This is a genomic window from Thermococcus celericrescens, assembly GCF_001484195.1.
Taxonomy (GTDB): domain Archaea; phylum Methanobacteriota_B; class Thermococci; order Thermococcales; family Thermococcaceae; genus Thermococcus; species Thermococcus celericrescens.
In genome coordinates this window covers 26,004-42,185 of sequence record NZ_LLYW01000022.1, presented here as the reverse complement: position 1 = coordinate 42,185, position 16,182 = coordinate 26,004, and the positions used below count along the sequence as shown (strand labels likewise).

Genomic DNA, 16,182 nt, shown 5'->3' with positions numbered 1-16,182 from the left:
GAGGGCGAGTGAGGCCGCGGTTATTCCAGCGACGCGCGTTCCCGCATCGGCCTGGAGAACCTCAATGAACAGGTCTATGGAAGTCCTGGGGAACATCTCGAGTATGAGCGCTGGCTCAAGGGCGCCCCTTATGACCTTGCTTATCTCAACGCTTCTCCTGTCCGGGCCGGGCTTCTTCCTCTCCTCGACGCTGAAGGGGGCCATGTTGTAGCGGACGCGCAGGATGGCCCTGTCCGGCCTCTGGAGGTGCTTGGGGTGTATCTCTCTCGGCCCGTAAACCGCGGCCAGGATCTTGTTCTTACCCCACTCAACGTAGGCGGAGCCATCAGCGTTCTTTAGAACACCAACTTCCATCTTAATGGGTCTCAATTCGTACTTCTTTCTCCCATCGACTCTCTTTCCGTTCTCATCTATGAGCTTTAAATCCTCGGGCTTGCCCATCATTCTCCCTCACCCTTTCCAGCGGTTGGTTCCTCAATCTGCGGTATTTCCTCAATAACTCCCCGCTCCTTGAGCTCCTGGAGCCTGGTCATGAGAAGCTCCTTGACCCTATCGGTCAGTCCCTGAGTGTGGCTCTCCCTGTTCACCTTGAGGATGGCATCGATGGCCAGCTTTTCGAGCTCCTCGTTCTTTCCGCTGACCCACACCCAGCCGTTCTGGCCGACGATTATCCTCGTGCCGGTCAGCTTCTTGATGAGGTTTATCATCGAACCGCCCTTACCTATGAGCCTGGGCACCTTGGAGGGGGTTATCTCCACTATCTGCCCCCCGCGCAGGGGACCGCCCCGGAAGGGCATGCCCTTCGTGGTGAGGTCTATCTGATTTATCTCGTTGTACGCCTTTATCCTGGCGTAGATTATGTCCCCTATGTCGAATATTTTGCGCAAGTCTGTCTTTGCGAGGTCGATGCGCTCCTCCGTGGCGTCCTGAACGCGGAGGCCCGCCTGATATGGGGCGCCTATGTCAACCGTCCAGTTGGAGAACCTGACGTCTACTATCTTCCCTATGACGTTGTCGCCGACCTCGGGTATGTACGGCCCCTCGAGCGAGATAACACGTATAGTGTCGCCCCTTATCTCAACGAGCCCCACGACAGTGGAGTATATCCTGTTGCCTTCCCTGAAGGTCCCTCTTCCGTTCTTAAACGGCCCCTGGGCAAGTAAAGTACCCGGGACCACAAGTTCCCTACTTTTTACAAAAATCCGCCTCATAGTCCCTTCCTCTCTATCAGTTTAGTTACCGCCTCGCCCCTCGTAAGGGCGTTAAGTTTCTCATAAAACTCCTCTTCAATTCCTCCCGGAATCTCTATGAGGAACATCCACGAGCCGTCGCTTCCCCACTCCTCGCGCTTTATCTTTCCGAACTTCCTGATCTCCCCGTAGGCCTTTCCGACGTAATCACCGGGCACCTTCACAGCGATGACCTTCATCTCCATCTTTATCGGGAGGAGCGGTCGTATAGCCTTGATGACTCCCGGAATCTGTGCCTCGGCGTCCTTGAACAGGTCAACGTGGACACCGGCCTCGTCCATCGCCCGGAGAATCCTGTCAACGGGGTGGGGAAAACCCGTTCTGGGGTCAACCGCATGCCTGTGTATTACCGTCGCTATGTAGCGCCTCTTGTCCTCTATCATCTGCCGCCTCTGCTCCGCGGTGAGCTGGACGTCTCCCTTGCGGAGGATTACCTTGGCCACCTCGTAGGGGTCGCTGGTTCCGAATATCTTCTCCATCTCGTGCTCGCTGGCCTTGTCGCCCTTGTGGGCGTCCTTGAAAACGTAAGGGGTGGCGAGGACATCCTCTATCGGGACGTCCCTGCCCTCCTTGAAGTCCCTCGCAAGGTACGGGTCAACGAGTATCTCAAACGTCTCGCCGTGCGTCTTCAGACGGGCGATGACGGCTTTATCCACACCTATGGGCATCGCCCGTCACCTCAGTAGTTCTGGTCGAGTTCGGAGTAGTCCTCTTCCCTCTCCTCGACTTCCTCTTCCTTGACCTCTTCCAGTATCTCTGAGAGGTACTTCTCGACCTCCTCCCTGGAGAGCTTCTTCCAGCGCTTGTCGTCCGTGGTTATGTAGGCAACCTCTATGCCATCCGCACTCGGCTCCTCAAGGGTCTTCGCCAGGGCCATTATCGCAAGCTTTATCGCACCTTCCATGTCTATGTCGTCGGTGTAGTGCTCCTCGAAGATCGCCATGGCGGTGTTCCTGCCGCTGCCTATTGCCACTGCCTTCCACTCGAAGTAAGCCCCGCTTGGGTCGGTCTCGTAGAGCTCGGGCTTGTCGTTCACGCCCGCCATGAGCAGGGCGGCACCGAAGGGCCTCACACCGCCGTACTGGGTGTGGGCCTGCTTGAGATCGCAGATCTTCTTCACCAGAACGGTGAGAGGAACGGGTTCGCCGTAGGTAAGCCTGTAAACCTGGGCCTCCAGCCTGGCCCTGTCAACGAGAACGCGGGCGTCGGCTATGATGCCGCTTGGAGCCGCGGCTATGTGGTCGTCGATCTGGAAAATCTTTTCGTAGCTGCTCGGCTCGATGAGCTTGCTCGTTATCCTCTTCTCCACCGCGAGGACGACGCCGTTCTTCCACTTGACGCCGACGGCGGTGGCGCCCCTCTTCACTGCCTCCCGGGCATAGTTCACCTGGAAGAGCCTTCCGTCAGGGCTGAAAACGGTAATCGCCCTGTCGTAGCCTGCCTGTGGTGGTACAAACGCCATTTTACATCACCTCTAACGGATTATCGTCACTCCTCTACACTCTTCCCGTAATTCTCGGGCGGTCTAATTAAGCTTTTCTATTCACCTTTCAAAGCCCCGAGGGCCATCTTTCTCGCTATCCTGCGTGCGAACTCCAGCGGCAGAAATGCCACCAAAAAGACTATCACCGCCAGTATCAGCGAGTTCTGTCTGCCCAGCGGCTGCCATATCATCAGGAGGAACGCTATCAGCATGAGGCCGAGGCCAACGGCCAGAAACCTCTGGTAGCTTTTCTTCATAACCTCTAAGGTATCGTCCACCGCACTCACCGAGAGCTTTTTATTCCGAACCTGTTTTAAGTCTTTGGTGTTTCCAATGGAGTGCCCGTTCTGCAGTCCCAAGAAAGATGTCATACTCCACGAGGATGAGCTCATTAGAATTCTCACAGACTCCTATCCGGCAAGCAGGGGGCACCTGCTCGTCGTCCCAAAGCGGCACGTCGAAAGGTGGGAGGAGCTAACTGAGACGGAGAAATCAGCGCTGATTAGGGGTATGGAACTGGCGATAGAAAAGCTGAGGGGGACACTGAAACCTGGCGCCTTCAACGTCGGCATGAACCTTGGAAAGGCGGCAGGTCAGACGGTTCCGCACCTGCACCTCCACGTCATTCCGAGGTGGGAAGGGGACTGCGCCCATCCGAGGGGAGGCGTTAGAAAGGCGGTTCTGGATCTGGAGGACGAGAACCTGAATTTAAAGGAGCGCTGGAAGAGAAACAGGATGAGCGAGGAAGAGGTTGAGAGGCTGAGGGAAGCCCTCACTCGGGGGTAACTCCAACGGGGTACTTCCTCCCGTTCTTCTCCAGCTTCCTCTCAACCGCCTCATCGATGTCTATGCCAAGCTCGTGGGCGAGGAGCGTTAGGTAAATCACGACGTCAGCTATCTCGTCGGCTATGGCTTCCTTTTTGGTCGGATCCTTCACAGCCTCAAGTATCTCCCCATCGCTCCCCCACTGAAAGTGCTCCAGAAGCTCGCCCAGCTCGACCGCCGCGGATATGGCCAGGTTCTTTGGCGTGTGGTATATCCCCCAGCCCCTCTCCTCGCGGAAGGCGACGACCTTCCTTTCAAGCTCCCGGAAGTCCATGCCACCACCCCAGTGGATTTTAGAAGGCATGCGGTTCGGCCCCTCTGAGAAGTTCCAGGAGCTTTAAAAACTCCTCGAGCTCCTCCCGGGGGTAGTGGTTCTCCACATCGTCCTCCGGGTCGAGCTTTGTCAGGACATCTCTAGCTTTCAAGAGATCGTCGAGGTCCTCCTGAAGCTCAATCGCCCTCTGCGTGAACTCGTAGCTGGTGTGGGGACTTTCAAAGGCCCTCTGCTGGTTGGAAACGATGGCTATCCTCACCGTCGCTATCGTCTCGTCCAGGATCTCCAAAAGTTCGCGAACCTTCATCTTCACCACGTACCCATTTATCAGGGAGAGTATTTAAGCCTCCCGAAAGGCTTTTACGTTGTATGGGATAAAACTCATACGGTGGTTGTGGTGGATTTCGACCTCTTCATGGAGAGGTACGGGTATAAGATACTCTTCGGGATATTCGGGATCGTCCTTCTAACGATACTTGGGGTTCTGGCGTTCTCCGCGTATTCAATTCTCAGGCTCTACGGACTCTTCGCGGGTGGACTGTTCCTGCTCCTCCTGGTCGTCTACGCCCTCACCGTAAAGAGGCGCGTCATGGACGCTCAGGCGCAGGCCCACGCGAAGTACTTCTACGACGACAGGCCGAGGAGGTGAGGAAAGTGGACATAGGGCTGTTCATGGAGCGGTACGGATACAAGCTCTCACGGTGCTCTTCGCATCCATAGTGATCGGGATCATCAGCGTTCCGTTTCTCATCATGTTCTGGGGCTTCCCCGATTACGCACCCCTTGCCGGCGGCATCACCGTGGTGGCGTTCATCATTGGGGTTCTCTTCATAATGGCGCCCAGGGAATGGCGTTCGGAGACAATAACCAGGACGTGATTCCGCACCCACAACGAAGTGTACTACAACAAAAAGGGCAAACGAAAAACCTAATTTTTCGAAAATTTTTTGATTTTTACCGGCACTTCTCTGAGCATAGAGTTTTAACCCTCGACACAGATAGCCTACGGTGGTCATCATGGAGACAGTTAAGGCTCACCCTTCTGACTCGGCCGAGCCCAAGGCCAAAAAGAGGGAAAGGAAACTTCTTATGGGGAACGAGGCCATAGCCTACGGTGCCCTGGAATCGGGAGTCGTTTTTGCTACCGGTTACCCAGGAACGCCCTCGACAGAGGTTATAGAAACGATAGCCCATCTTAAGCCGGAGGTCTTCGCAGAGTGGGCTCCCAACGAGAAGGTCGCCCTTGAGGAAGCCGCGGGAGTTGCGTACACCGGCTTAAGAACGCTCGTCACCATGAAGTGCGTCGGTCTCAACGTCGCCGCCGACCCTCTCATGAGTCTCGCCTATTCCGGCGTTGAAGGTGGCCTCGTAATCCTCGTCGCCGACGACCCCGGACCGCACACCAGCCAGACCGAGCAGGACGACAGGTATTATGGAAAAATCTCGCTTTTGCCGGTTCTTGAGCCCGCGGACCCGCAGGAGGCCCACGATTTAATCATCTACGCCTACGAGCTGAGCGAGCGCTACAAGGTTCCCGTCATCTTCAGGACAACCACGAGGGTGAACCACACGACGGCCGATGTTGAAGTCGGCGAGTTCGTCGAGCTTGAGCGCGAGCCGAAGTTCAAGAAGGACATTGAGAGGTACGTCAGGGCGAGCATGGAGGGCAACAGGAAAAGGCACAAATGGCTCAACGAGACCCTGGCAAAGATAGAGGAGGAGTTCAACTCGATGCCCTTCAACTGGGTCGAGGGGAGCGGTAGAATAGGAATAATCGTCGAGGGCGCGCCCTACAACTACGTGCGCGAGGTTCTCCCGAAGATAAAGGGAGATTTCAAGGTTCTCAAGCTCTCCACGCCGCACCCGCTTCCGAGGAAGCTCGTCGTTGAGTTCCTCAAGGGCGTGGACTTCGCGATAGTGGTCGAGGACGGCGCACCGTTCCTCGAGGAGGAGGTCAAGATAGCGGCCTACGAGGCCGGCCTCAACGTCCCAATCTACGGCAAGAGAACCGGCCACTTCCCGCTCGAGGGCGAGCTCACCCCGAGCCTCGTGAGAAACGCGCTGCTGAGGCTCATCGGCGAGGAAGGAGAGACCTACGAGAAGCCCGAGGGGGTCAAATACGCCGAAAGCCTCGCCCCGAAGAGACCCCCTGGGATGTGCCCAGGCTGTCCTCACAGGGGCTCCTACAGGGCCGCGCTGGACGCTCTGAGGGACCTCAAGCTCGGCAGATACAGCGTCCCGATACACGGCGACATAGGCTGCTACGCCCTCTCGCTCCTCCCACCGCTCGAAGCCATCTGGACCGAGTACGTGATGGGCGCTAGCATAAGCCTGGCCAACGGCCAGAGCGTGGCGCTGAACAAGAAGGTGATAGCCACCATCGGCGATTCGACGTTCTTCCACAACGGAATCCAGCCGCTGGTTGATGCCGTCTACAAGAACCTGAACGTTCTGGTGATGATACTCGACAACAGAACCACCGCGATGACCGGCCACCAGCCTCATCCGGGAACGGGCGGGAGTGAGACCGGCAGGAAGTTCAACGAGATTGACATAGAGGCCCTCGTCAAGGCGTTAGGAGTTAAGTACGTCAAGACCGTTGACCCCTACGACCTCAAGGCCACCAGGGAGGCCATAAAGGAGGCGATGCAGATCGATGGGCCGGCGGTGATAATAGCGAAGCAGGAGTGCGTTATACCGGTCATAAGGCGCGGCGAGATAGGAGAGATACCGGTTGTCGTCGAGGACAAGTGTACCGGCTGCAAGGCCTGCATACTCCTGACCGGCTGTCCGGCGCTCGTTTACGAGCCAGATACCAACAAGGTCAGGATAGACAACCTGCTCTGCACCGGATGCGGCGTCTGCAACCAGCTCTGCCCGTTCGACGCGATAAAGTTCCCGAGCGAGCTGGACTAATACCAGCCGTAGCGCCAGCCATCTTTCCGTTCCCTTCTTAATTTTTCTATTTCGTTGGAGACCATGGCACCGAGAAAAAGCTGATACAAAACCACAACTCCAAATCCCCCCACGATGCCAATTACATCATCTACGAAATTGAACAACCAGATAACGAGTATCACAGGAACCGCGAGAACTGACCTCCTCCCCGCCGTGAAGGGCGAGGCTTTCAGAAGAAAAAAGTAATGAATAATCGGTTAAAAAACTTTGTATCACTCCTTCCAAACTTCTAGCACCATGAAGCGCCTCACGAGCGGGTTTGGATAGAGCTCCCAGCCGATTCCTTCCGTTTTTGCCTCAATCTCCCCGAAGAGACCGCCCTCGCGTGGGTCAAGGCTCTCGCCGTGGATTTTTCCGGGGCGGATTTCAACTTTCATATACCTCGGCAGGCCGACGGTGGCCTTGCCGTGCTCCCTCGCGTAGTCAATCGCCCACTTGGCGGTGTAGAGGCCTGCGTAGATTTCCGCTATCCTCACGGGAACGCTCGACTTGCCGATGGCGATTATCTCTATCCCCGTCTCCTCCCAGAATTTCTTTGCCAGGGGCTGAAGGTCCTTGGCCAAGTCCTTCCACACTTCCTTGCCCCTGTCGGTTATCGTCAGGGCATCTATCGTCGGCTCGTCGAGCTTCCTGACCTCTATTCCCCCGATGGTGGAGTCGAGGTGAATTACATCGGGCCTGACTTCCCTCGCGAGTTCAACGGCCAGGAAAGCCTCGTCCCTTACCGCCTGCCTGCCGCTCATATCGTAGTTGAACGGATCCGCGTAGCGGGCCACGCTCAGGGCCGCGGTCCTGTAGGGCCTCTCAACGAGTACCGCCGCCGTCGCTATCAGGCCAACCGGTTCATAGTCCTCCGTGAGCAGTGCACCACCCGTGTCAGCTGCAACGATCTTCATGGAAACCACCGTTAACGGGCAATTACCAATATACATCCCACGACAAAGTATATCATGGTGATAGCATTGGGTGACTCGGTTAATGTAGTTTATGAAACTTTGGGTCGTTACATAGATGACCTTTGCGGTTCTATCTACCTGGGAACGGCACGGGGAAAGGCCCTTTTCTACGGCGAGGTGGCCCACCCCCTGACGCCAACGGAAGACCCACTTCCATTCATGAACATCTTCTACTCCCACGGGCTCATCGAGATAACGGCGGTATGGGGCCGAATGGAGAAGGGTGCATTTCTGGTGAGGATGGTGCCCTCGAGAATCGATGTCGACCGAATCACGGGCGTTATAGAGATAACGTTCCACCCATTGGGCGGCGGCGCGGTGGTGGTCACGCTCCACGGAAACCCCGGACTGGCAGAGACACTCAGGGATGCCGCGAAGGCGTGCCGGAGGGAGGAGGGGAAAGGAGAAGGCGAGCTTCTGTCGTCGAAGGGTCAGCCGCTGAACCTCATCACCCCTCAGGACTCGGCAAAGTCATCATTCCCCTGAGCCTCTCAACGTCCTCCCTTAAAGTGGTTATCGTTGCCTCCTGACCTCCTCCCCGCCGTGAAGGGAGAGGGTTCCAACGAATTAACCCCTCGCCAAGCCCGGGAAGGTTTGAGGGGTCTCCATCAGGAACCCTTTTAAGGGTTCCCTGAACCCCTCAGGGGCGGCCTTGCCCCAATTACCCCTACCCGCCGTTAAACCCGGCAGGTTCGGGGTTATCGTTTTCAAAGCCTTCTTTAAGATATTAAAAGCTCCAACGAGGTCGGCGTTCATCACAACGCCCTCTCTACGGCACTCAAACAAACCCCTAACAAAGCGAGCATTCTTATGGCGTTGGCCACAGAGAGGGCAAAACTGAGAAGTGAAAGCCTCGTTCACAACCTCAACGAGAATACCATACTCCTCTGCAACCTCTTTGAGCCGTTGAATCAGTGTGTTGAAGCGCCAAACGTGGGAGAGAATGAAGTTTTGTTTCTTGCCCTTGTTGGAGTTCCTGCCAATACCTTTAGGATAACCAACGACAATTCTCGAAACACCAAGGTGATAAAGTCTCTCCACTGTTTGTCTAACCGCCGTGTTGATGTAGTGTCCCGCTTGAAGTTTCGCCCTCTCGTGCATTCTTCTAAGCTTCCTGCTCTTCTTTGCACCACTTTTATTGAGTTTCGACTGGTACTCAGCGATTTTCTTCTGCCAGTAAAAGGCAATACTCTTTAACGGCCCCCCATTCACAAGAAAGCTCTCGCCGTTCTCGACGTAAACTGCCATTAAGTTATTCACTCCCAAATCAATTCCTGCTGAAAGATTGCCCAAGGGGTTTCTTGGAACTCTCACCCACTCGTCCCCAATTAACTTTTCCTCAACAGTGAAGCTCACGTGAGCATACCATTTTCGCTTAACGTCATCATAAGTTATCTCTAACCTTCCCTGCTTTCCCTCCAAGTGTATTCTCCCCTTGAACTGGATTCTTAGCCTCTCGAACTTTCCGAGGCGTCTCAACTCGATAACGTTCCCATCAACCCTGTACTGGTCGTTTCGGAGTGGAATAATGAAGAGTTTTCTTCCGTTTTCTTTCCTGATGAAGCCGGGTGGTTTTGGCTTGAATTCTTCGGGGAGTTCTCCGTCTTTTTTCTTTTTGAGGAGGGTGAAGAATGAGCGCCAGCTTTCAGCGTTTTTTCTGGATAGGGTCTGGATTGTGGAACCACCAATCCAATCCTTAAACTCGTAATAAGCCTCCCGTTGGGTTCCAAGAAAATCTATCTTGCCGAATTCTTTGAATTGCTTGAGTCTCTGGTAGTTGATTTTGTTCCAGATTACTGCGGTAGCGTGGGCTAATTCGAAGAGTGCTTTTTCCTGCTCTTTGCTCGGTTGGAGTTTAACGGTTACCGTCCGCTTCATTTTTCCCCGCTTTCGACTTTTTTAATCCAGTCGAGAATCGCCTGTTCAGCGGCTATGCTCAGGCTCCCTTTTCTTCCACCGTAAAGTTTCTCGACGAGTTCTCTGAACTTCTTTTCCACGTCGTCCCTCAGGTAAATGTCGATTCTTCCCACTATTGCCCACCCAATAGTGAGTATGGGTGATTATGATATTTAAGCTTTTCCTTCGCTTTCCTGCTTAAGGGCTTGTTAGGTGGTTGCCCGTACCCCGCCCAAAGGGCGAAGTTTGGAAAAGAAAAAATCACGTATGCCCCGATTGCGTACAGGGCGTCCACATAGGCACCGTACGCCATTTCAAAGCGCCTTTCCTTGGCATAATGCTCCGCGCGGTTTATATAGGCCGAAACCTTCTCGGCAAGCTCTTTTTCCCTCCACTTCACCACACAGCATTTATAAGGGGGAGGCTAATAAACCTGTCGAGGGACGATGCGGGCGGAACTAATCGCCTGGACGGCGGCGGTTCTCATAATAACGTATCTCACGTGGGAAACGGTTAGTCCCCTCATCACCCCGATATTCTTTGGCATCGTCCTCGCCTACGCCGCATACCCAATCCACCGCCGGCTGAGTGGCAGGATGGGCAGGAAGAAGTCCGCCGCGGCCCTCACCGTTGGAACCGTCGGCCTAGGAGGCGTGGTGACCTTCGAGCTGCTGCTGATATCCGTTAAGGTAGCATCCTCCTTCTACGACAGCATCGTCGACTTCTTTGACTGGCTGATGAGCCAGCCACTGCCGCCGGAGGTTTTGGCCTTCCTCGAGCGCTTCTCGGACCAGCTGATACCCAGGATCTCGGAGTACATATCCCACGAAACCCTCTCACTCCCCCTCTACATCCTCCAGCTCCTGGTATTCCTGCTCACGTTCTACCATTCCCTCGCATACGCCGAGGAGATTTCGAAGCAGATTCACCTGTCCCTCCCGAGAAAGAACCGCGAACTGGGCGAGAGAATCCTGGAAAGCCTCAACAAGACCCTCGGAGCACTGGTGAGGGCCTGGCTGGTTTTGAACGTCATAAAAGGGATTCTGATGACGTTTGGCTTCCTCCTGTTCGGGGTCTCCGACCTCTACACCGCGATAGTGGCCGGGTTCCTGACCTTCATCTTCTCCTTCGTTCCCCTATTTGAGGGCTGGATGATATGGCTTATCGCAGCTGCGTACTTTGCCAAGAAGGCCATGTACCTCCACGCAATCGGGATAGCAATCTACGGCTTCTTCCTGGTCTCCCCGATGCCCGACTACACGATAAGGCCAATGATGGTCGCTAAGGACGCGAACCTCGACGAGACCCTCGTCTTCATCGGGATGATAGGCGGAACGTGGGCCATGGGGGTGAAGGGCCTCATAATCGGTCCGATAGTGCTCAACCTTCTCCTTGTCCTCCTCAAAGAATGGAAAAGGCTGTTATCTAAGTAGTGTCTTTCGAAAGATTTAAATACTTTAGTTGCATATTAATACTTGAGGGTCAGCAATGCCGAAGTTTTACAAGCCTTCAGAGGTGGCAGAACTCCTCAACTACAACAAAGTCACAATAATCCGCTGGATTCACGCCGGAAAAATCAGAGCCATCAAAATAGGCCGAGACTTCAGAATTCCCGAGGAGGAAGTCCAGCGACTACTGGGTAAAAAGAACGAAACAACGAGGGCAGTCCTCTACGCAAGAGTCTCAGGAAGAGACCAGGAGAAAGACTTGGAAACCCAACTCAAAACCCTCGAACAATACGCCATCAGCAAAGGCTACCAAATAGTTGAAGAAGTGAAAGAAATCGCCTCCGGACTGAACGAGAATAGAAAAGGCCTCAAAAAACTCATCAACCTCGCTAAGAACAACGAGTATGACGTTCTTATCGTCACTTATCCAGATAGGCTTACACGATTCGGGTTCAAATACTTGGAAGAACTCTTCTCGGCTTACAACGTGAGGATTGAAACGGTCTTCGAAAAGGACAAGACGCCAAGAGAAGAACTCGTTGAAGACTTAATTGCAATAATAACCAGCTTTGCGGGGAGACTTTACGGGCTAAGAAGCCACAAGAATAAGAAGCTCGTTCAAGGGTTCAAAAAACTCCTCGTAGAGGTTGAGAACGAGTGAAACTAACTCGAACAGTCGTCCTCGAAAGCCTCCCACTCACGAAGAGAAAGTTCAAGGCGATAAAAGAAGTTTATGATGAATACTCGGAGATTTTGAAATTTTTAACTAATTACGCCGTCGAAAACAGGGTTAAGAGCCATCTAAAACTTAGGAAAATCTTCTACAAAAAACTCAAGGAGGAGCACGACTTACCAACCCACTATTACTACACGGTTTGTCAAGACGCCACAACAAGGGCGAAGAGTTTTCTTGAATTGAAAAAGAAAGGGAAAGCTAAGACTAAGAAACCAGTAATCAGGAACGTTTCACTCTGGCTGGACGACGTTCTGTGGGACTACAAGAGGTTTCCACGGTTCAACATCCTGAAAAACGGAAGAAAAATCCTCATCATAGGCTTCACGACAAAGAGGGGTCGGATAAAACTCTCATTAAAACCACACAAACTCTTCTTCAGGTATCTTGACGAGGGCTGGAAAATTAAACCCGGCATCAAACTCAGATTACTTGAAAAGGAGCGGAAAGTTCTTGCTTATTTCGTCTTTGAGAAAGAGTTCACTGAACTTGAACCAACTGGAAGATTCCTTAGTGTGGATTACAACGCTGACAACGTTTCGTTCGGTACTCACGAGTTCTTAATCCAAGTTAAGACTGGGTTTGGTAGGATGACGAGGTTTTATTCCGATGTGAGAAAGCAAGTTCAAAAGACTCACTCGATTAGTTGGAAGAGGAAGGTTCCCTCGAAGAGGGGGAGGAGACTCCTCAGAAAGTTTGGGCGGAGAAAGACGAACAGGAGGGTTGATTTACAGAGGAAGTTGGCGATGAGGCTTGTTGAACTCGCTGGGAGGTTGAACGCTACGATTGTTCTTGAGGCCGTGCCAAAGAATTTTAATCAAAAAATGGTTAATAGGAGAAGGAAGAGTGAGAAGAGGTTGAGGGATACTCCTCACAACATTGGGATGAGTGGTTTCCAGCGGTTTGTTTTTGAAAAGGCGGTTGAGTGTGGTGTTCCTATCATATTTGTTAATCCCGCTTATTCTTCTCAGGTTTGTCCTCACTGTGGTGCGTTTAAGGTTAAGCCTGATGATGACGCTCTGCGTCGGAGGGTTTTTAAGTGTCCGGTTTGTGGGTTTTCTTTGGATAGGGATTTTGTGGCGGTTTTGAACTTGTCGGGGCTGTTTCCATTCAGCCTGAAGGCCAATGAACCACTGGTTGAGGGCTCGGTGAGTTCTGTGATGCTGGTGGTTGAGGCCAACCTCCTGCACTGCAAGAATTCATTGGTAGTGGTTAGTCGGATTGAAACAAAAGTAGGTGCAGGGGGAAACGGTCATATCAGGTAGAGAACCTTCACGCCGGCCCTCTCCATCTCCCCCAAAGCCCGCTCCTCATTCTGGGGTTTAATCCCCTTCACCGCGTCGCGGAGGAGGTAGGTCTCAAAGCCGTGCTTGACGGCATCGAGGGCGGTCGCTTTAACGCAGTACTCGGTTGCAACGCCGCAGATGTAGACCCTCCTCACCCCGTTTCTCTTCAGTATCTCCGCCAGATTCGTTCCCTCGAATCCGGAGTAGGCCTCTTTATCCGGCCCCGTGGCCTTTGAGATTATCACGACATCTGCGGGAAGTTCAACGACGAATTCTGCCCCGGGAGTGTTTTGGACGCAGTGCCTCGGCCACGGCCCACCCTGCTCCCTAAAGCTGACGTGGTTCTCGGGATGCCAGTCGCGCGTGGCAACTATCAGGGCCCCCCTCTTCCTGAACTCCTCGATGTAGCGGTTGCACCGGGGTATTATCCCCTCCCCGTCGGGAACCGGCAAAGCTCCTCCAGGCATGAAATCCCTCTGCATGTCAACGATGATGAGCGCCTCCTCGGGCATGACATCACCCCGGAGAGAATTTGGCGGGATCGTTAAAACGGTTTGCGGAATAGAGGGGAAAGCCCTCACATCTCAAGCCGGTCCTTAAAGCGCGACATATCAACGCCCTTGTCCATGCCGAACAGGTACGCAAGAACCTTCTCGTCTAGGTCGCCGTAGCGCTCGCGCATGGATTTAATGCCCTCAAGAACCTCCTCCCGCTCCCAGCCGAGAGAACCGGCTATATGCGCCGCCATCTCGTTGAAGAGGTCCTCCTCGGCTTCCTCCTCCGCGAGCAGGGCTTTGTTGACCACCAGAACCCCTCCCCGTTCCTCGAGGAGGCCCTCCTCCAGGGACTTCGCTATAAGCTCCTTCGCGGCTTTCACGTCCATCAGGCGGAGGCTGAAGGCAAGTATCCCAACGAGCTCGCTCCGGGTGAACTCAACCGAGCCCTTATACTCAACCGCGCGTTTTATCGGGTGCACGCAACCACCTAACTTTTTTAGGGAGCTGGAATAAATAAACCTTTGCATAACGCCGTTAGATGTTTAAGCACTCGCGAGAACTCTAAACGGTGATGTCGATGGAGCAGAGGACTCACAGGCTGACCTCTGAAAGATTGGTTGGAAAGCCCGTGAAAATTGAGAAGAATTACGCGGAAGTCCTTATGGAGACCGTCAAAGAGATGGCGGTCGACGAGTACGGGCTGGTTCACGGCGGCTTCACCTTTGGCTTGGCTGACTACGCGGCCATGTTAGCCGTCAACGAGCCGACCGTAGTCCTCGGGAAGGCGGAAGTCAAGTTCCTGAAGCCAGTGAGGGCAGGTGAAACTCTGAGGGCGAAGGCAGAGGTTATAGAAGAGTCTGGAGGGGGTGTGGGGGACGGAACGTCCCCCCGGAGGAAGAAGCTGGTGAAAGCAGAGGTCTTCAACGAGAGGGACGAGAAAGTCTTCGAGGGAACCTTCCACTGCTACGTTCTGGAGAAGCACGTGCTCGAATGAGCCAAAATTTTTTAAACCCAAATATCGCATTTCGATATCGGTGTTCGATATGAAGTACCGCGACTTCCTGGCCCTGCATATACTCCACCACGCGAGCGAAGAACCAGTTACAGGCTCGTTTCTGATGAAAGAACTTGAGAGACACGGTTACCACATCAGCCCGGGAACCATGTACCCACTCCTTCACTCCCTGGAAGGGGAGGGCCTCCTCAAAAGCCATTGGGAGGTCCGGAGTGGGAGACGGGTTAGGGTCTACGAGATAACGGAAATCGGCCGGAGAACCCTCGACGAGGGCAAAGAGAAGCTGAGGGAACTCTGCCTTGAACTGCTGGGGGAATGAGGAATGGAGGAAAGGGAGAAGAAGATATTCGGAATAAGCTGGAACGTCTTCCTGCTCGGAATCGTCAGCTTCCTCAACGACATGAGCAGCGAGATGATAATGCCCGTTATGCCGAGCTATCTGATGGAGGTTCTCGACGCCGGAAAGTTGCTCAGCGGTTCCGTTATGGGCGCGATAGAAAGCATGAGTTCGCTGTTCAAGGTTGCCTTTGGCTACGTGAGCGACCGCTTTAGAAAGAGGAAGGTCTTCGTCTTCGCGGGCTACGCCCTCTCAACCCTCGCCAAAGGTGCCCTGGGGTTCACCCGCTACTGGTGGGACTTCCTCCTTCTGCGCGCGGTGGACAGGATAGGCAAGGGGGTAAGAACAGCCCCCAGGGATGCGCTGATAGCCGAGTCGAGCGAGAAGGGGAAGACCGGAAAGTCCTTCGGCTTCCACAGGATGATGGACACCCTCGGAGCCGTCGCCGGGCCGCTCGTTGCCATAACACTCATCGAGCTCCTGAAGAGCCTTCCGGCGGAAACGGCCTACCGCCACATCTTCCTGCTCTCTGCGGTTCCCGGGGCGATATCTCTGTTTGTTATAATCCTCTTCGTGAAGGACCGGGGCGGTGAGGTCAAGAGGAAGATAAAGGGCATATCCACTCTGAAGAACAGGAACCTGCAGCTCTTCCTCGCGGTGGTGGCGATAGGTGCCCTCGGAAGGTACAGCTACGCCTTCACGATGTGGAAGGCGCAGGAGCTCGGCTACTCCGTCGTCCAGAGCATAGCTTTCTACGCCCTCTTCAACCTAATCTACGCCCTCTCGGCCTATCCCCTCGGGGTTTACTCCGACACCTTCGGCAAGAAGAGGATGATAACCCTCGGCTTCGGAGTTGCGGCTTTGGCGGCTCTGGCCTTTGCCTACGCGAGGGACTTCTACACGCTCATAGCGGCCTTCGTGCTCTACGGGATTTACATCGCCATCGAGGACACCATTCCACGAGCCTACATGGCGGACCTGGCGAGGGAATACGAGAAGGGCACGATAATAGGGGCCTACCACACGGTCTTCGGCATCTTCGTCCTCCCGGCGTCGGTGATAGCGGGCTGGCTCTGGGGGAGCTACTCCTTGGCCTATGCCTTCACCTTCGCCGCAGCCATGAACGTCGTTGCCATGGTTCTAATGGCCTTCGTGAGGGAGCAGTGACTCTCTTCTTCGCTTTTCTTTCCAAACCCAGAAGAGTCAGAGGAAGTCAACAAAAGG

Annotated in this window: 23 protein-coding genes and 1 pseudogene; 11 read left to right on the top strand and 13 right to left on the bottom strand. The window is 54.1% G+C overall.

The window, feature by feature from the left end:
• The 5 genes and pseudogenes from APY94_RS06615 to APY94_RS06595 form a co-directional block, all read right to left on the bottom strand.
• Nucleotides 1–444, bottom strand: a pseudogene (locus APY94_RS06615) (exosome complex exonuclease Rrp41); the annotation flags it as partial.
• A complete protein-coding gene (gene rrp4 / locus APY94_RS06610; protein ID WP_058938880.1) occupies nucleotides 441–1,211 on the bottom strand; it encodes an exosome complex RNA-binding protein Rrp4 in 771 nt (256 codons plus the stop codon). The pseudogene APY94_RS06615 and the gene rrp4, both read right to left, overlap by 4 nt.
• Nucleotides 1,208–1,918, bottom strand: coding sequence for a ribosome assembly factor SBDS (locus APY94_RS06605; protein ID WP_058938879.1), 711 nt, complete (start codon nucleotides 1,916–1,918; stop codon nucleotides 1,208–1,210). Before APY94_RS06605 ends, rrp4 begins: the two co-directional genes overlap by 4 nt.
• Before the next feature lie 11 nt (nucleotides 1,919–1,929).
• Nucleotides 1,930–2,712 (bottom strand): archaeal proteasome endopeptidase complex subunit alpha, encoded by a 783-nt coding sequence (gene psmA / locus APY94_RS06600; protein ID WP_058938878.1) that lies wholly within the window; start codon nucleotides 2,710–2,712, stop codon nucleotides 1,930–1,932.
• Between the two features lie 77 nt (nucleotides 2,713–2,789).
• Nucleotides 2,790–3,020 carry a hypothetical protein gene (locus tag APY94_RS06595; RefSeq protein WP_245610431.1) on the bottom strand — a complete coding sequence of 77 codons (231 nt, stop codon included), beginning with the start codon at nucleotides 3,018–3,020 and terminating at the stop codon, nucleotides 2,790–2,792.
• A 46-nt stretch (nucleotides 3,021–3,066) separates the two neighbouring features.
• Here APY94_RS06595 and APY94_RS06590 point away from each other — a divergent pair, with 46 nt between their 5' ends.
• Nucleotides 3,067–3,519: an HIT family protein gene (locus APY94_RS06590; RefSeq protein WP_058938876.1), complete on the top strand. Its 453-nt coding sequence runs from the start codon at nucleotides 3,067–3,069 to the stop codon at nucleotides 3,517–3,519.
• On the opposite strand, the gene APY94_RS06585 is transcribed toward APY94_RS06590, so the two are convergent.
• Together APY94_RS06585 and APY94_RS06580 are read right to left on the bottom strand one after the other, a co-directional pair.
• Nucleotides 3,506–3,832, bottom strand: a complete 327-nt coding sequence (locus tag APY94_RS06585; protein ID WP_058938875.1) for a nucleotide pyrophosphohydrolase — start codon at nucleotides 3,830–3,832, stop codon at nucleotides 3,506–3,508. The two genes, APY94_RS06590 and APY94_RS06585, sit on opposite strands and share 14 nt — an antisense overlap.
• A 19-nt stretch (nucleotides 3,833–3,851) precedes the next feature.
• Nucleotides 3,852–4,139: a hypothetical protein gene (locus APY94_RS06580; protein ID WP_058938874.1), complete on the bottom strand. Its 288-nt coding sequence runs from the start codon at nucleotides 4,137–4,139 to the stop codon at nucleotides 3,852–3,854.
• A gap of 81 nt (nucleotides 4,140–4,220) precedes the next feature.
• On the opposite strand from APY94_RS06580, the gene APY94_RS06575 reads away from it, so the two are divergent.
• The 3 genes from APY94_RS06575 (at nucleotide 4,221) to iorA (ending at nucleotide 6,748) form a co-directional block, all read left to right on the top strand.
• Complete coding sequence (locus APY94_RS06575) at nucleotides 4,221–4,481, top strand: hypothetical protein (RefSeq protein WP_342667077.1); 261 nt, start codon at nucleotides 4,221–4,223, stop codon at nucleotides 4,479–4,481.
• A gap of 70 nt (nucleotides 4,482–4,551) precedes the next feature.
• Nucleotides 4,552–4,710 carry a hypothetical protein gene (locus APY94_RS13195; protein ID WP_157065492.1) on the top strand — a complete coding sequence of 53 codons (159 nt, stop codon included), beginning with the start codon at nucleotides 4,552–4,554 and terminating at the stop codon, nucleotides 4,708–4,710.
• Nucleotides 4,711–4,849: 139 nt separating this feature from the next.
• Nucleotides 4,850–6,748, top strand: coding sequence for an indolepyruvate ferredoxin oxidoreductase subunit alpha (iorA, locus tag APY94_RS06570; RefSeq protein WP_058938872.1), 1,899 nt, complete (start codon nucleotides 4,850–4,852; stop codon nucleotides 6,746–6,748).
• 254 nt (nucleotides 6,749–7,002) lie between these two features.
• Here the strand turns inward: iorA and APY94_RS06565 are convergent, their stop codons facing one another.
• Entirely contained in the window at nucleotides 7,003–7,686 is a 684-nt protein-coding gene (locus tag APY94_RS06565) for a DUF4152 family protein (protein ID WP_058938871.1), read from the bottom strand.
• A gap of 54 nt (nucleotides 7,687–7,740) precedes the next feature.
• Between APY94_RS06565 and APY94_RS06560 the strand changes: the two genes are divergently transcribed.
• A complete protein-coding gene (locus APY94_RS06560) occupies nucleotides 7,741–8,232 on the top strand; it encodes a hypothetical protein (RefSeq protein WP_245610430.1) in 492 nt (163 codons plus the stop codon).
• A gap of 81 nt (nucleotides 8,233–8,313) precedes the next feature.
• On the opposite strand, the gene APY94_RS06555 is transcribed toward APY94_RS06560, so the two are convergent.
• From APY94_RS06555 to APY94_RS06550, 3 genes are read right to left on the bottom strand one after another with little or no spacing between them, the layout of a single operon-like run.
• Nucleotides 8,314–9,624, bottom strand: coding sequence for an RNA-guided endonuclease InsQ/TnpB family protein (locus tag APY94_RS06555; protein WP_058938869.1), 1,311 nt, complete (start codon nucleotides 9,622–9,624; stop codon nucleotides 8,314–8,316).
• Nucleotides 9,621–9,776, bottom strand: coding sequence for a hypothetical protein (locus APY94_RS13350; protein WP_169791806.1), 156 nt, complete (start codon nucleotides 9,774–9,776; stop codon nucleotides 9,621–9,623). The genes APY94_RS06555 and APY94_RS13350 overlap by 4 nt, the downstream gene beginning before the upstream one ends.
• Complete coding sequence (locus APY94_RS06550) at nucleotides 9,776–10,045, bottom strand: hypothetical protein (protein WP_157065491.1); 270 nt, start codon at nucleotides 10,043–10,045, stop codon at nucleotides 9,776–9,778. The genes APY94_RS13350 and APY94_RS06550 overlap by 1 nt, the downstream gene beginning before the upstream one ends.
• Before the next feature lie 43 nt (nucleotides 10,046–10,088).
• On the opposite strand from APY94_RS06550, the gene APY94_RS06545 reads away from it, so the two are divergent.
• The 3 genes from APY94_RS06545 to APY94_RS06535 are packed head-to-tail and all read left to right on the top strand — an operon-like array spanning nucleotide 10,089 to nucleotide 13,088.
• Complete coding sequence (locus APY94_RS06545) at nucleotides 10,089–11,075, top strand: AI-2E family transporter (protein WP_058938867.1); 987 nt, start codon at nucleotides 10,089–10,091, stop codon at nucleotides 11,073–11,075.
• A gap of 55 nt (nucleotides 11,076–11,130) precedes the next feature.
• Entirely contained in the window at nucleotides 11,131–11,751 is a 621-nt protein-coding gene (locus APY94_RS06540) for an IS607 family transposase (protein ID WP_058938866.1), read from the top strand.
• A complete protein-coding gene (locus tag APY94_RS06535; protein ID WP_058938865.1) occupies nucleotides 11,748–13,088 on the top strand; it encodes an RNA-guided endonuclease InsQ/TnpB family protein in 1,341 nt (446 codons plus the stop codon). The genes APY94_RS06540 and APY94_RS06535 overlap by 4 nt, the downstream gene beginning before the upstream one ends.
• Here the strand turns inward: APY94_RS06535 and APY94_RS06530 are convergent.
• Together APY94_RS06530 and APY94_RS06525 are read right to left on the bottom strand one after the other, a co-directional pair.
• Nucleotides 13,076–13,621 (bottom strand): nicotinamidase, encoded by a 546-nt coding sequence (locus APY94_RS06530; protein WP_058938864.1) that lies wholly within the window; start codon nucleotides 13,619–13,621, stop codon nucleotides 13,076–13,078. The genes APY94_RS06535 and APY94_RS06530 overlap by 13 nt on opposite strands.
• A gap of 65 nt (nucleotides 13,622–13,686) precedes the next feature.
• Complete coding sequence (locus APY94_RS06525) at nucleotides 13,687–14,085, bottom strand: DUF2240 family protein (RefSeq protein WP_058938863.1); 399 nt, start codon at nucleotides 14,083–14,085, stop codon at nucleotides 13,687–13,689.
• A gap of 98 nt (nucleotides 14,086–14,183) precedes the next feature.
• On the opposite strand from APY94_RS06525, the gene APY94_RS06520 reads away from it, so the two are divergent.
• The 3 genes from APY94_RS06520 to APY94_RS06510 are packed head-to-tail and all read left to right on the top strand — an operon-like array spanning nucleotide 14,184 to nucleotide 16,125.
• Nucleotides 14,184–14,600, top strand: coding sequence for a PaaI family thioesterase (locus APY94_RS06520; RefSeq protein WP_058938862.1), 417 nt, complete (start codon nucleotides 14,184–14,186; stop codon nucleotides 14,598–14,600).
• A 49-nt stretch (nucleotides 14,601–14,649) separates the two neighbouring features.
• Complete coding sequence (locus APY94_RS06515) at nucleotides 14,650–14,940, top strand: PadR family transcriptional regulator (protein WP_058938861.1); 291 nt, start codon at nucleotides 14,650–14,652, stop codon at nucleotides 14,938–14,940.
• A gap of 3 nt (nucleotides 14,941–14,943) precedes the next feature.
• A complete protein-coding gene (locus APY94_RS06510; protein ID WP_058938860.1) occupies nucleotides 14,944–16,125 on the top strand; it encodes an MFS transporter in 1,182 nt (393 codons plus the stop codon).
• Nucleotides 16,126–16,182 lie beyond the last annotated feature (57 nt).